Genomic DNA, 14,084 nt, shown 5'->3' on the forward strand with positions numbered 1-14,084 from the left:
CTGGGTCGAGGACTGTCAAGAGCACGCAGCGCCACGCGTTTCAGCCAGGCGGTGCCGACAGGTGGATCAGGATGCCGCACACCTCGTCCACGACCTCCAGGGCCTCCGTCTCGTCCCCGCAGTCGCCCAGTTCGCGAGCCGCACCGCCGATCACCGTGGTGAGCACTCTCACCCGGACCCGGCCGGCCCGTCGCTTCTCGTCCACCTGCAGGAGCCGGGCGTTGCGCCGTACCCACGCGCGGTCCCACTGGCGGCGCAGCGCGTCGAAGCCGGTGGGGCCGTCGTCCTCCACGAGGAGTCTGCCGAACCGCCGGTTGTCCCAGGCGCCCTCCAGGTACGCCCTGGCTCCCGCCACGAACAGGGCGATGGGGTCGTCCACGCCACGGCCTCGCTCGGCGGCCAGCGTGGCCGCCGTCCGGCGCTCCTGTGCCTCCCGGAACTCCTCCCACAGAGCGAGATAGAGCCCTCGCTTTCCGCCGTAGTGCTGGAAGAGGCTGCCCACCGGGATGCCGGAGCGCGCCGCGATCTCGGCGAGACCGGCGTCGGCGTAACCGCGCTCGGTGAACACCTCCAGGGCGGCGTCCAGGAGCGCACTCCGGACCGTTCGGTTCTGCGCGCCGGGTGCCTCCTCGGTCCCCGCGGACTCCGCGATGCCGCTCACTGGTGATCCCCGCCTTCCCCGGCCCCGTCGCGGATGGCGAGGGCGACCAGCAGTTCCAGGAGGTCGGCGATCCGGCGCGGATTGCGCCCCGTGCGTTCCTCGATCCGGCGCAACCGGTAGTGCGCCGTGTTGTGGTGTATCCGCAGCCGGTCGGCGGCCAGCCGCAGGTTGAGGTCGGCCTCCGCGAAGGCCCGTACGGTGGCCGCCAGTGTGTCGCCCCGTCTGCGGTCCTCCTCCAGCAGCGCGCGCACGCGGGGATCGACCAGCTGGCGGGCGAGGTCGTCGGCGCGCAGCGCCAGGTAGTCGAAGGGGGACAGGCGCGGCAGCGCCGCCACCCCGCCCCCGCTCGGCACGAGGTCGAGGGCGGCCCGCGCCTCGTCGTAGGCGCGCGGCAGTTCGCCGGCTCCCTCGGCGACCGTGCTGATGCCCATGGAGAGCATGGTCCCCTCTCGCGCGAGCCGCCGCTGCACCGCCTCGAAGTGGGTGCAGATGTCCTCCGCGTCCATGCCGGTGCGGACCACCGGCACGGCCACCACCTCGCCGTGGCGCACCACGACCAGGGTCCGGCCGGCCCAGGGCCCGGCGATGCCGATCGACGCGCTGGTCGCGTAGCCGTGCTCGGCCGAGGTGACGTCGCCGGTGCGGGTGTCGCCGACGCACACCGCCACCACCGCCATCATCGGCGAGTGCGGCCCGATGCCGTACGCCTGCGCCGCGGCGAGCAGCGGACCGCGCGTCGGTGCCGCGCCGGCCAGGAGTTGGTCCAGGAGGTCCCGGCGCTCGCGGTCCGCGTCGGCGACCACGTGCTGCTGGTACTCGACATAGGCCTGCGCGGCATGGGTGCTGGCGAAGTCGACGTACCGCATCAGCGGTGTGACGAGGGACAGCGCGGCCTGCTGTGCCTCGGCGGACGTGCCCGCGCAGTCCAGCAGCACGTCCCACAGCACCTGCCGGCCGACCCGGAAGGCACTGATCCAGTCCTCGAGGGCGAACCCCGCGCGTGCTCTGCGCATGGCCGCCGCGCGGCTGAAGACCAGGTCCTCGGGGGCGATGTCCCGGTCGCCGGCCAGCGCCGCCAGCTGCATCCGGTAGTGGGTGAGGACCTGGTCCCGTACGTCGTCGAAGAACCGCTCGTCCTGCAGCGCGTACGACGGGATCTCCGTGCGCATCACCGCGACGGCGGAACTCGCCACGTCCTCGAGCCGGTCCTGGACGGCGTGAAGGATCCGGTGCCGCTCACGGCTGAGCGGGTCGGAGGGTGCGGGGGCGCCCAGGGCGGGGCCGCGTGACATGGCGCCGATCGTCGCCGCCCTCCTCGTGTCCCGTCAACAGGCTCGGCGGGCGACATACCGGGGGAGCTGGGCGCGGCGCACAAGTCGGTGGCCACGAAGTTGGGTGCTCGTACCCAATGTGCGCTCGGAAGGCCCCCACCTACTGTGACGCTCGCCCACCCCCCCCAGCACCTCGGAAGGGGCGTCACTCATGCTCGCGGTCGACGGTATCAGCGTGCGCTTCGGCGGGATCACGGCACTGGACGGTGTCGCGTTCACCGTCGAGCCGGGCACCGCCGTGGGGCTCATCGGACCGAACGGAGCCGGCAAGACCACCTTGTTCAACTGCCTCACCAGGCGCTGCACCCCCGATGCGGGGACGGTGCGGTTCGAGGACGAGGACCTGCTCGCCCTCCCGCCGCACTCCGTGGCCGGGCGCGGCATCGCCCGCACCTTCCAGAACCTGGGTCTGTTCCCGCTGCTCACGGTCCGGGAGAACGTCATGGTCGGGGCCCACAGCCGGGGGCGCACGGGACACCTCGCCGCGGCGCTCCGGCTGCCCCGCGTCCGGCGGGAGGAGAGGGAACTACGTGACCAGGCGGACGAGTTGCTCCGGCGCCTCGGCCTGGCGGAGGTCGCCGACCACCCCGCCTCCGGGCTGCCGTTCGGCACGCTCAAACGCGTCGAACTCGCCCGGGCGCTCGCGGTACGCCCCCGGCTGCTGTTGCTCGACGAACCCGTCAACGGGCTCAGTCACGGCGAGGTCGGCCAGTTCGCGGATCTGGTCCGGTCGGTGCGCGAGGACTTCGACCTCACGCTCGTGGTGGTCGAACACCACATGGGCTTCGTGATGGGCCTGTGCGACAAGGTCATCTGCCTCGACTTCGGGCGCAAGATCGCCGAGGGCTCGCCGGAGGAGATCCAGCGCGACCCGGCGGTCATCGAGGCGTACCTGGGGGTGGCGGCATGACGGAACCCGCCACCGACGGCCCCGAAGCCGGGCAGGCACATGCGGAGCCGGACTTCCTGAAGGTCGCCGGCCTGCATGCCGGATACGGCCAGGCCCGCGTGCTCCAAGGGCTCGACTTCTCCGTCGCGCGCGGCGAGGTGTGCGCGATCCTCGGGCCCAACGGCGCGGGCAAGACGACAGCACTGCGGGCCCTGTGCGGCATGGTCCGCGGACGCGGCTCGGTGACGCTGGACGGCACGGAGCTGCTGGGCCGCTCGCCCGAGCAGACCGCCCGTCTCGGCGTGGCCCACGTACCCGAGGGCCGGGGCACCTTCAACGACCTGACCGTTGAGGAGAACCTGCGCATCGGCGCCCACGTGCGCACCGGGCGGTGGCGGCGGGGCAGCGCCGAACGCGCGGCCGTGGCGGCCGACCTGGAACGGATCTACGACTACTTCCCCACACTGCGCCAGCGGTCCCGCCAGGCCGCCGGCAGTCTCAGCGGCGGCGAACAGCAGATGCTCGCCATCGGCAGGGCACTGATGCTGCGGCCCGCCCTGCTGCTCCTGGACGAGCCGTCGCTGGGGCTCGCGCCGCTGGTCACGCGGGAGCTGTTCGAGATCGTCCGTGCCGTCAACGAGGAGGAACGCACCACCGTGGTCGTCGTCGAGCAGAACGCCCAGCTCGCGCTGGATGTGGCGCACCGGGCGCACGTACTGGAGGCAGGCCGCCTGGTCCTGTCCGGGCCGTCCCGGGAGATCCGCGAGGACGGGCAGGTCGCCGAGGTGTACCTCGGTGTCTCCGTCCGGTCCGGAAAGGACGGGGGAGCGCCGTGACCGAACTGCTCCAGCAAGTGGTGGAAGGGGTCGGCTCCGGCGCTGTCTATGCCAGCCTGGCGCTGGCCCTGGTGCTGATCCACCGCTTCACCGGGATCGTGAACTTCGCGCAGGGCGAGCTCGCCATGATCTCCACGTACGTGGCGTGGCAGCTCGTGGCGTCCGGGATGTCCTTCTGGCTCGCGCTCCCGGTCACCCTGGCCGTGTCCTTCGCCGGCGGCATGCTGGTCGAGCGCATCGTCATCCGTCCCGTGCGCAACGCGCCCGAGCTGACGATGGTCATCGTCACGGTGGGCCTGTTCATCTTCGTCAACGCGATGGCCGGTCTGATCTGGTCGTTCACCGTGAAGGACTTCCCGCAGCCGTTCCCCGACGGCGGGATCGACCTGGCCGGGGTGCGCGTGGACTGGTCGACGCTCGGGATCATCGCGGTCGTCGCCGCCGTGATGGGGCTGCTGTACCTGCTGTTCCAGCACACCTCCAGCGGCCTGGTGATGCGGGCGGTCGCCTGCAACCCCGCCTCCGCCCGGCTGTCGGGCATCAGGGTGGGCCGCGTGCTGATGCTCGGCTGGGGGCTGGCCGCGACGGTCGGCTCCGTGTCGGGCGTGCTGGTCGCGCCGCTGCTGTTCCTCGAGCCCAACATGATGGGCGGGGTGCTGATCTACGCGTTCGCCGCGGCCACTCTCGGAGGCTTCGACAGCCCGGTCGGCGCGGTCGTCGGCGGCCTGTGCGTGGGCGTCGCGGAGACGCTGGCCGGGGCGTACGTGGACGTGGTCGGAGCCGATCTGAAGGTGGGCGTACCCCTGGTGATCATCCTGGCGGTGCTGCTGGTGCGGCCCCAGGGCCTGTTCGGACGGGCGGCGGTGGAGCGCGCATGAGCACGATCGCCGCACCACTCGGCACCGACCGCGCCCGGCGTCTGCGGGCCGCGCTCACCGCGCTGCTCGTGGCGGCGGTGGCCGTGTGCGCACCGTTCTACTTCGCCCCCTTCCAGGTCTTCCAGCTGACCATGGTGCTGCTGTACGCCGTGGCACTGGCCGGACTGAACCTGCTGGTCGGATTCGGCGGGCAGATCTCGCTCGGGCACGGCGCGTTCTTCGCGGCCGGGGCCTACACGGCGGCGGTCATGCTCGACCGGTACGACACCGGCCACCTGGCCACGCTGCCGGTCGCCGCCGCCGGATGCTTCCTGCTGGGCCTCGGTTTCGGGGTGCCCGCCCTGCGGCTGCGCGGGCTGTACCTGGCCCTGGTCACCCTTGCCTTCGCGGTGTTCCTGCCGCCGTTGCTCAAACGGCTCGAACCGGTCACGGGCGGCTCGATGGGCCTGACCGTGGACAAGATGCAGCCGCCCACGTGGAGCGGGCTGGCCGAGGACCAGTGGACCTACTTCGTCGTCCTCACCGTCACCGCGGTTTCCCTGCTGCTCGCCCGCAACCTGCTGCGGTCCCGGATCGGCCGGGCGCTGCTCGCCGTGCGGGACAACGAGAGCGCCGCGGAGGTCATGGGCGTACGGCTGTCGCTGCACAAGACGCTCGCCTTCGCGTGGAGCGCGCTGTTCGCGGGTGTCTCCGGGTGCGTCTACACCTGGGTGATCGGCTTCGTCTCACCCGACTCGTTCAGCTTCGTCCTGTCCATCACCCTGCTGGCCGGCCTGGTGGTCGGAGGGCTCGCCTCGCTGTACGGACCGCTGCTGGGAGCGGCCTTCGTGATGTACGTGCCGAGCGTCGCCCAGGACATCAGCGAGGCGGCACCCGGTGTGGTGTTCGGTCTGCTGATCATCGCGGTGATGTTCGTGGCGCCGACGGGACTGGCCGGTCTGGCGGGCCGTGTCCGGGGCACCGCCGCCCGTCGATTCACCCGCACCGCCACCCCCGCCACCGAAGACGACCGGACGTCCGGCTCCGAACCCTCCGCACCTGCCACCCCGGCGGCCCCCGCCGCCGCCGATGCCGAACCCGTGGGCGCACCGCCCCGCACGGAAAAGGAATGAATCACATGCGCAAGACGACCACAGTGCGGGCGGCCGCGGCCGCGTCCGCCGCCCTGTTCCTCGCCACCGCCTGCACCAGCCAGCGCGGGCAGGACGACAAGGGCGCCGCCGCCGACGGCGCGTGCCGGGGCCAGCAGACCACCGGCATCACCGACAAGAGCATCAAGCTGGGCGGCATCTACCCGCTGTCGGGACCGGCCTCCGCGTACGGCACGATCAGCAAGGGCATAAGCGCCTACTTCAAGCACGTCAACGACAAGGGCGGCATCGACGGCCGCACGGTCGAGTTCATCGTCCGCGACGACGGCTACCAGCCGCCCAAGGCGGTCGAGGAGGCCCGCAGACTCGTCGAGCAGGAGAAGGTCTTCGCCGTCTTCCAGACCCTGGGCACCCCGTCCACGGCCGCCGTGTGGGACTACCTCGACAAGCGGAAGGTGCCGCAGCCATTCGTCGCCACCGGCGCCTCCGTCTGGGGCACGGACGACAAGCACCCGTGGACCACCGGCTGGCAGCCCAACTACATCGCCGAGGCACGCGTGTACGCCAAGTACCTCAAGGAGGAGAAGCCGAAGGCCAAGGTCGCCGTCCTCTACCAGAACGACGACTTCGGCAAGGACCTGCTCGGCGGGTTCGAGAAGGCCGTCGCCGGCAGCGGCATCAAGGTGGTCGCCGAGGAGAGCTACGAGGTCACCGACCCCTCCGTCTCGGCGCAGATGACGAGCCTCGCCCGGTCCAGGGCGGATGTGCTGCTCGACATCACCACGCCGAAGTTCGGCAGCCAGGCCCTCGCCGCCGATGCCAGGAACACCAAGTGGAACCCGCTGCACATCGTCAACAACGTGTCCTCGTCCGCCACCGTGCTGAAGCCGGTCGGGTTCAAGAACGTCCAGGGCGTGGTCTCGGCGACCTACTTCAAGGACCCCGCCGACCCGCAGTGGGCGGACGACGCGGAGATGAAGACGTACCGCGAAGCGCTGCGCGAGCACGCGCCCGGCTCCGACCCGGCCAACCAGTTCAACGCCTACGGCTGGGCCGCCGCCTCCAGCCTGCACAAGGCGCTGGACGCGATGAAGTGCCCGACCAGGGAGGGGCTGCGGGACGCGGTGCGCAACCTCAAGGACGTCGAGGTGGACATGCTGCTCCCCGGTGTCACCCTCTCCACCGGGCCCGATGACGCCTTCCCGATCGAGACGATGCAGCTGATGCGGTTCGAGGGCGAGCGGTGGCAGCTGTTCGGCAAGCCGGTGGACACCCGGAAGGAGTTCGGCCCGCTGGCGAAGTGAGCGGGTTTCAATAGGCTGACAAGGTCAGCAGGAGACATCGGCGACCGAGCACACGGTGGTGTCCAGCGGTGGAGAAGCCGATGACGGAGCTCAGCGAAAGCCACGACGACCCGTTCGCCCCGCACCTCGCCGCCCTGGCGGTGCTCGACGACCGGGGCGTCGTGGTCGGATGGAGCCGGCGGGCTCAGGAGCTGCTGGGCCATCCGGACACGGTCGTGATCGGTCGTCCGGCGTTCGAGGTCCTCGTCGATCCTCGTGACCTGCCGGCGGTCACCGAGGCCGCGGCGAAGTGCAGGAGAGCCGGTGGCTGGTTCGGGGTGCTCACCCTGCGCCACCGCGACGGGCAGCTCGTGGAGCTGGGGCTCAGGGCCCATGAGCTGTCCCGCGGTGGCGGGGGCCGTGAGTGGTTTCTCGCGGGGGCACCCGCGGGTGACGTCCTCGAATGGCAGAGGGACCGGGCGGTCCTCGACGGGTTGTACCGCCAGTGCCCGATCGGCTTGGTCATCCACGGCCCCGACCAGAGGATCCTCCGGGTCAACCGGGCCATCGAACGGTTCAGCGGCGTCCCGGCAGCGGACTTCCGGGGGCTGTCCACCGGCCGGCTGCTCCTCGCCGACGACGCGCGCAAGGCCGTGGACCGGGTGCGCCAGGTGATGCAGACCGGAAGACCCCTGGTCTACTCCGAGCAGTTCGTCCGCCTGGAGCAGGATCCGGCACGAGAGCGGGTCGCGTTGGTCTCGTCCTTCCGGATGGAGGATCCCTCCGGCCGCGTCCTCGGCGTGGCCGAGATGATCGAGGACATCACCGAACGCCATCGGGCCCAGCGCCGGCTCGCGCTCCTCGACCAGGTGGGCAGCCGTATCGGAACCACGCTCGACGTGGCCGAGACCGCCCGGGAACTGGCCGAGGTGATGGTGCCCCACCTCGCCGACCACGCGTCGGTGGACCTGCTTCAGACGGTGACGCGCGGTGAGGAGCCGACGCGCGCCGTGGCAGGGCCTGTGGTCCGGCTGGGGACCTGCAGCGTCGGTGCCCAGCAACCCGGTCCGCCCCACCCCGAGGGCGAGCCCGTGGAGTTCGGGCCCGGCACACCGCAGGCCGGATGCCTGGCCCAGGGACGGCCCGTCCTGGAGCCGGTTCTCCCGCCCGACTGGGTCTCGGCGGCCGGCCGTCAGGGGGCGCAGGCTCCGGACCTGGGCGCCCATTCCCTGATCGTGGTACCTCTTGCCGCGCGTGGCCTGGTGCTCGGCGTGCTGACCCTGTGGCGCTCGCGCCGCCCCGACGCCTTCGAGACGGACGACCTCACCCTCGCTCAGGAACTCGCCTCGCGGGCCGCCGTCGCCATCGACAACGCCCGGCGTTTCACCCAGCAGCAGCAGACCGCGTTCGCACTGCAGAGCAGCCTGCTGCCCCGGGCGGTGCCGGACCAGTCGGCCGTCGAGGTGGCCCTGCGGTACCTGCCGGCCGGCGCGGGCCCGGGGCTGGGCGGTGACTGGTTCGACGTCATTCCCCTGTCCGGGGCCCGGGTCGCCCTCGTCGTCGGCGACGTGGTGGGACGTGGCATCCACGCCGCCGCCACCATGGGCCGGCTGCGCACCGCCGTCCACACGCTCGCCAGCCTCGACCTGGAACCGGACGAGGTGCTCTCCCGCCTGGACGACCTGGTCAACCTGCTGGCGGCCGAACAGGAAGCAGTCGGCGAGCGGCCCCTGGGCGAGCAGGTCGTCGGTGCCACGTGCCTGTACGCCGTGTACGACCCGGTGTCCGGACGCTGCTCCATGGCCCGCGCCGGTCATCCGCCGCCGGCGGTGACCGCTCCGGACGGGCAGGTGGCTCTGCTCGACCTGCCCGCCGGCCCACCCCTCGGCCTGGGCGGCCTGCCGTTCGAGGCCCGGGACATCGAACTGGCCGAGGGAAGCCTGCTCAGCCTCTACACCAACGGAATCATCGGCCAGCGCCACATGGACGCCGATGCCGGCCTGACGAAGCTGTGTGCGGCGCTGGCCCGCCCGGCGGGCGCGCTGGAGCGCACCTGCCAATCGGTGGTCGACGCGCTGGTGCCCTCGCGCCCCAGCGACGACGTCGTCCTGCTGATCGCCCGCACCCGCGTGCTGCCACCCGACAGTGTCGCCTCCTGGCGACTGCCGCCGGAGCCCGCCAGCGCCGGCCGGGCCCGGGCGTTGGCCTCGGCCAAGCTGGCCGAGTGGGGTCTGGAGCACTTGGCGTTCACCACCGAGTTGATCGCCAGCGAACTGGTCACCAACGTCTACCGCTACGCCGGCGGGCCCGCGACCCTACGGCTGATCCGTGAGCAGCGTCTGGTGTGCGAGGTCAGCGACACGAGCCACACCTCACCACACCTGCGCCGCGCCCGTACGACCGACGAGGGCGGGCGCGGGCTGTTCCTGGTGGCCCAGATGACCGAACGCTGGGGCACCCGCTACTCCCGCGACGGCAAGACCGTGTGGACCGAACAACCGCTGACCGGTACGCCCGTCTGACCGTCCGTCCTCCCTCGTGAACGGGGTCAGCCGGTGGGATCGAGGAGGATCTTGCGCACGCCGTCGGAGCGGTCCGCGAACAGTTCGTACGCCGCCGGACCTTCGGAGAGGGCGTAGCGGTGGGAGACCACCACCTCGGGCTTGATGCGGCCGGCACGGGTGAGGGCGATCAGGGGAGGGAGTTCGTAGTGCACGGAGCACAGCCCGATGGCGAACTCCAGTTCCTTGACCTGCGCCAGCCCCATGTGGAAGGGGAACGCCTTGCTCTGGCTCACTCCGATGACGCTGACCCGGCCTGCTTGCCGGACGGCCTTCAGGGCGAGCTCGATGGTGGCGTCCGAGCCCACGGCCTCCACCACGGCGTCCGGCCCGCGCCCGCCCGTCATCTCCCGGATGGCCGTCCGCGTGTCCTCGCCCTCGACCGGCTCGACACCCAAGGTGGCGGCGAAAGCGCGGCGTTCCGGGACCAGGTCCGCGCCCAGCACCCGCGCGGCACCCATCGCGAAGGCACCCTGGGCGGCCATGAGGCCGACCGGGCCCAGGCCGACGACCAGGACCGTCTCCCCGGGCTGGATGCGCGCACGGCGGCAGCCGTACCAGGCCGTGGGCGCGTTGTCCGTCAGGACGACCGCGGCTTCGTCGGAGATGTCCTCGGGCAGGTGCACCAGATTGACATCGGCGTACGGCACCGCGAGGGCCTGGGCCTGACTGCCCTGAAGCTGCGGGCTCACCCCGTAGCAGAGTTCCGTGCTGGACTTGGCGCGCTCGCACCGGGCGGTGAATCCGGCCGCGCACGACCGGCATGCCGCACAGCCGACCGAGGCGGGCACCAGGACCCGGTCGCCGGGCTTGAACCGGGTGACCTGGTCGCCGGTGTCGGCCACCACACCGACGCACTCGTGTCCCGGCGTGTAGCCCAGCTCCGGGCTGAACGGGTTGCCGTGGTAGATGTGCAGGTCGCTGCCGCAGATACCGGCCGTGGTGACCTGGACGACCGCATCGGTGGGGTTGGCGACGGCCGGGTCCGGGACATCCCCGTAGCGGATGTCATGACGGCCGTGGTAGCTCAGTGCTTTCACCGGTTCTCTCCCTCCCCTCTGCCCGGTCAGTCCGCGATCTTCAGCACCAGCTTGCCGTGGTTCTCACCACGGAAGAGCCGCATCAGGGTGTCGGGGAACGCCGCCACGCCGCCGGACACCACGTCCTCCAGGGACTTCAGTCGGCCCTCCGCACGCCATGCGGCCAGTTGAGCGACGCCTTCGGCGTACCGGTCGGCGTAGTCGAACACCACCATGCCCGTCATGGAGGCGCGGTTCACCAGCAGCGACAGGTAGTTGGCGGGGCCTTGCGGCGTCGTGCTGTTGTACTGGGAGATCGCGCCGCACACGACGATCCGGGCACCGCGCGCCAGCCGCAGCAGCACGGCGTCCAGCACGTCACCGCCGACGTTGTCGAAGTACACGTCGACGCCGCCCGGGGCGTGCTCGCCCAGCGCCTTGCGGACGTCCTCCTTCTGGTAGTCGATCGCCGCGTCGAAGCCGAACTCGTCGACCACCAGGCGGCACTTGGCCTCGCCACCGGCGATGCCGATGACCCGGCAGCCCAGGATCTTGGCGACCTGCCCGACGACACTGCCGACCGCCCCCGCCGCTCCGGAGACGACGACGGTCTGGCCGGGCTCGGGGCGCCCGATGTCGATCAGGCCGAAGTAGGCCGTCAGACCCGACATGCCGAGAGTGCCGAGATAAGTCGGCAGAGGGGCGGCCTCCGGGTCGACCTTGGTCACGTCGCGGCCGTCCGAGACGCAGTACTCCTGCACGCCGAACGTGCCCGACACATGGTCACCGACCGCGAAGCCGGAATGCCGGGAGGCGATCACCCTTCCCACCGCGCCGGCGCGCATCACCTCGCCGATCTCCACCGGACGGATGTAGGACCGCCCCGCGTTCATCCAGCCGCGCATCGCCGGGTCGATCGACAGGCAGAGCACCTGCACCAGGAATTCCCCGTCGCCCGGCTCCGCGGCCGGCTCCTCGACGTGCTCCCAGTCGGTGGGCCGCGGCTCGCCCACGGGGCGTGCGGCCAGACGCACCTGGTGGTTGATTCTGCTCATCTCCGGCGGCTCCTTCGACGGTCACGTGGGCCTGACATACCGGCTGGTCGGTACGAGCGGTGAGCGTACGGTGCCGTCCCGTCGGAGGCAAGAGGGGCCCGATGTGGCGTACGGCTGCGCGGCCCGTCGCCCTGCCTGGCCTCACGCGTCGATCGCGAGGTCCTCCAGCGGTTTCGAGCAGCAGAGCAGGATCTTGTTCTGGGTGATCTCTCGCGGCCGGATGCCTCCGTTGTGCTGCATGTCGACGGAGCCGGACAGCAGGGTCGTCTTGCAGGTGCCGCACATGCCCTGGGCGCAGGAGGCCGGCAGGCTGAGGCCGGCCCGGGACGCGGCGGCGAGGAGCGAGGTGTCGGCGTCGCACTCGATGGTGCGTCCGCTGCGGGTGAACTCGACCTTGAAACCGGCACTCGTGTCGGCGGCGAGCGAGGCGTCGGCCGCCGTGGCCGGCGTCTCGAAGGTGAAGCTCTCCTCGTGGTAACGGTCCATGTCGAGGCCCGCGTCGGACACCATGTGGCGTACGGCGGCCATGTAGGGGGCGGGCCCGCAGGTGAAGACCTCCCGTCCCAGGAAGTCGGGCGCGATCTGCCGGAGCGTCTCGATCGTCAGCCGGCCGCGGTATCCGCCCCAGGGGGCGTACGGGCGGTCCTCCTCGCAGATGTGGACCACCCGGATGTTCGGCGCCGTCGCGGCGATGAGGTCGAGCTCGTGGCGGAAGACGATGTCCGACGGGGTCCGGGCGCTGTGGACGAAGACCACGTCGGCGGGGTCGGCCAGGTCGTACAGGGTCCTGGTCATCGCCATCGACGGAGTCACTCCCACACCCCCGGACAGGAAGAGGTACTTGGGCGCCGGATACCGGGCCGTGGAGAACTCGCCGAGCGGGCCGTGCGCCCGCACGGTGTCGCCGGGCTTCAAGTGGTCGTGCAGCCAGTTCGACACGAGTCCGCCCGGCACGCGCTTGACCGTGATCGACAGCAGGAAGGGGCGGGTGGGCGGTGAGGAGATGGTGTAGCAGCGCTGGACCGGCCGGCCGTCGATGTCGAGGGCCAGCGTCAGGAACTGGCCCGGCTCGTGCCGGAACAGCCGGGGCTCGGCGTATTCGAACACGAACGTGGTGACGTCGTGGGTGAGCGGGTGCACCTGTCGGCACACCAGCAGTTCTTCGGTCTCGGTCATCGCTGCCGCTCCAGGTGTGCCAGGTGTGCTTCGAGCCGGGTCACGTACCAGTTGACGAACGCCTCGACCTGTTCCTCCGTCGGGCCGTACGGGCCCGGCAGGTAGGCCGGGCTGCTGATGCCCTGGTGGGCACGGGCGACGAACACCGCGTCCTGGTCGTTCGTGGCCTTCCACACCTTCGTCAGCGTGCCGAGGTCGTAGTCGGTCCCCTCGACGGCGTCGGCGTGCACGAGCCAGGTGGTGCGGACGAGCGTGCGGTCCGGGGCGAGCGGGATCGCGGTGAACGTGACCGCGTGGTCGGCCATGAGATGGAACCAGGCGTTGGGCTGCAGATGCAGGGACAGCCGGCCCAGGCGGGCCGTGGGGAAGTCCGCCAGCAGGCGCTTGCACGCCGCTGTGCCGTCCGGGGTGTAGGACTCTCCGGCCAGGTCGAGAGGCTCGCGCTGGATGCGGAACCCCGTGGTGCGGGTGTCCAGTTCTTCGATCGCGGCGTAGGGGAGGCCGAGGGACTCGTAGGTCCTGCGGGCGTCGGCGTCGGCCCGCTGGAAGCGCTCGTAGGCGGGGCGCAGCGCAGGGGGTACGTCCTGCTCCTGGTAGCCGTAGGTGGGGAAGTAACAGGCCTGGAGTTCGGGGTGTCCGCCGACGCAGTGGTAGCACTCCCGGTTGTTCTCCATGGTCAGCTTCCAGTTGCCGTTCTCCACGAGGTCGATCTGTGTGGCGACCTTCGCCGCTGCCAGGTTGTGCGGTGCGAGATACGGCTCGACGCGGGCGGCGACCTCGTCGAAGTCGCCGGGCGGTTCTTCGGCCAGGCAGATGAAGACCAGCCCGGCCACCGTGCGCGCGTGCACGGACCGCAGTGAGAAGCATGTCGGGTCGAAGCCGGGCGCCTGGGACTCGGCGTGCAGCAGCCGGCCGTCGACGGCGTACGTCCACCGGTGGTACCCGCAGACGATGTTGCCCACCGAGCCGCGCTCCTCGTTCAGGATGCGCGCGCCGCGGTGGCGGCAGACGTTGTGAAAGGCCCGTACGCCCTCGTCGTCGTCGCGGACGACGATGACCGAGTACGGCCCGAGGGTGACGGTGACGTAGTCGCCGGGCTCGGGAAGCTCCGCCTCGGCGGCGACGAAGAGCCAGTGCCGGGCGAAGACGGCCTCGATGTCGAGGCCGAAGAACTCCTCACCGACGTAGAACGGGGCTTCGAGGCTCCGTCCGCGTGGACGCCGGGCAATGAGGTCGGCCGGGGAGCGTACCTCGGCGGCGGGTGTCACTGGATTCATCTCATCTCCGACAAGGTTCAGAGGCTG

12 protein-coding genes are annotated in these 14,084 nt (G+C 71.2%); 6 read left to right on the forward strand and 6 right to left on the reverse strand.

The window, feature by feature from the left end:
• Nucleotides 1–40: 40 nt before the first annotated feature.
• Both ACZ3I3_RS23585 and ACZ3I3_RS23590 read right to left on the reverse strand, forming a co-directional pair.
• Nucleotides 41–661, reverse strand: coding sequence for a TetR/AcrR family transcriptional regulator (locus tag ACZ3I3_RS23585; RefSeq protein WP_467368068.1), 621 nt, complete (start codon nucleotides 659–661; stop codon nucleotides 41–43).
• Nucleotides 658–1,953 carry a PucR family transcriptional regulator gene (locus tag ACZ3I3_RS23590; RefSeq protein ID WP_467368070.1) on the reverse strand — a complete coding sequence of 432 codons (1,296 nt, stop codon included), beginning with the start codon at nucleotides 1,951–1,953 and terminating at the stop codon, nucleotides 658–660. Before ACZ3I3_RS23590 ends, ACZ3I3_RS23585 begins: the two co-directional genes overlap by 4 nt.
• 190 nt (nucleotides 1,954–2,143) lie before the next feature.
• On the opposite strand from ACZ3I3_RS23590, the gene ACZ3I3_RS23595 reads away from it, so the two are divergent.
• From ACZ3I3_RS23595 to ACZ3I3_RS23620, 6 genes are all read left to right on the forward strand, one after another.
• Nucleotides 2,144–2,902, forward strand: a complete 759-nt coding sequence (locus ACZ3I3_RS23595) for an ABC transporter ATP-binding protein (RefSeq protein ID WP_467368072.1) — start codon at nucleotides 2,144–2,146, stop codon at nucleotides 2,900–2,902.
• The gene (locus ACZ3I3_RS23600; RefSeq protein ID WP_467368074.1) at nucleotides 2,899–3,717 is read left to right on the forward strand and encodes an ABC transporter ATP-binding protein; all 819 of its coding nucleotides are present in this window, start codon (nucleotides 2,899–2,901) and stop codon (nucleotides 3,715–3,717) included. Before ACZ3I3_RS23595 ends, ACZ3I3_RS23600 begins: the two co-directional genes overlap by 4 nt.
• Nucleotides 3,714–4,595: a branched-chain amino acid ABC transporter permease gene (locus ACZ3I3_RS23605; protein ID WP_399405205.1), complete on the forward strand. Its 882-nt coding sequence runs from the start codon at nucleotides 3,714–3,716 to the stop codon at nucleotides 4,593–4,595. Before ACZ3I3_RS23600 ends, ACZ3I3_RS23605 begins: the two co-directional genes overlap by 4 nt.
• Nucleotides 4,592–5,707 (forward strand): branched-chain amino acid ABC transporter permease, encoded by a 1,116-nt coding sequence (locus ACZ3I3_RS23610; protein WP_467368076.1) that lies wholly within the window; start codon nucleotides 4,592–4,594, stop codon nucleotides 5,705–5,707. Before ACZ3I3_RS23605 ends, ACZ3I3_RS23610 begins: the two co-directional genes overlap by 4 nt.
• A 5-nt stretch (nucleotides 5,708–5,712) precedes the next feature.
• Entirely contained in the window at nucleotides 5,713–6,990 is a 1,278-nt protein-coding gene (locus tag ACZ3I3_RS23615) for an ABC transporter substrate-binding protein (RefSeq protein ID WP_467368078.1), read from the forward strand.
• Between the two features lie 80 nt (nucleotides 6,991–7,070).
• A complete protein-coding gene (locus ACZ3I3_RS23620) occupies nucleotides 7,071–9,491 on the forward strand; it encodes a SpoIIE family protein phosphatase (protein ID WP_467368080.1) in 2,421 nt (806 codons plus the stop codon).
• Between the two features lie 26 nt (nucleotides 9,492–9,517).
• Here ACZ3I3_RS23620 and ACZ3I3_RS23625 read toward each other — a convergent pair whose 3' ends face one another.
• The 4 genes from ACZ3I3_RS23625 to ACZ3I3_RS23640 all read right to left on the reverse strand — a co-directional run bounded on the left by ACZ3I3_RS23625 (nucleotide 9,518) and on the right by ACZ3I3_RS23640 (nucleotide 14,057).
• Nucleotides 9,518–10,570, reverse strand: coding sequence for an alcohol dehydrogenase catalytic domain-containing protein (locus tag ACZ3I3_RS23625; protein ID WP_467368082.1), 1,053 nt, complete (start codon nucleotides 10,568–10,570; stop codon nucleotides 9,518–9,520).
• 26 nt (nucleotides 10,571–10,596) lie between these two features.
• The gene (locus ACZ3I3_RS23630; protein ID WP_467368084.1) at nucleotides 10,597–11,604 is read right to left on the reverse strand and encodes an NADP-dependent oxidoreductase; all 1,008 of its coding nucleotides are present in this window, start codon (nucleotides 11,602–11,604) and stop codon (nucleotides 10,597–10,599) included.
• A 141-nt stretch (nucleotides 11,605–11,745) separates the two neighbouring features.
• Complete coding sequence (locus ACZ3I3_RS23635) at nucleotides 11,746–12,780, reverse strand: FAD-binding oxidoreductase (protein ID WP_467368086.1); 1,035 nt, start codon at nucleotides 12,778–12,780, stop codon at nucleotides 11,746–11,748.
• Nucleotides 12,777–14,057, reverse strand: coding sequence for an aromatic ring-hydroxylating oxygenase subunit alpha (locus ACZ3I3_RS23640; protein WP_467368088.1), 1,281 nt, complete (start codon nucleotides 14,055–14,057; stop codon nucleotides 12,777–12,779). Before ACZ3I3_RS23640 ends, ACZ3I3_RS23635 begins: the two co-directional genes overlap by 4 nt.
• Between the last annotated feature and the right edge of the window lie 27 nt (nucleotides 14,058–14,084).

The sequence above is a fragment of the Streptomyces sp. NPDC016851 genome, from assembly GCF_055562795.1.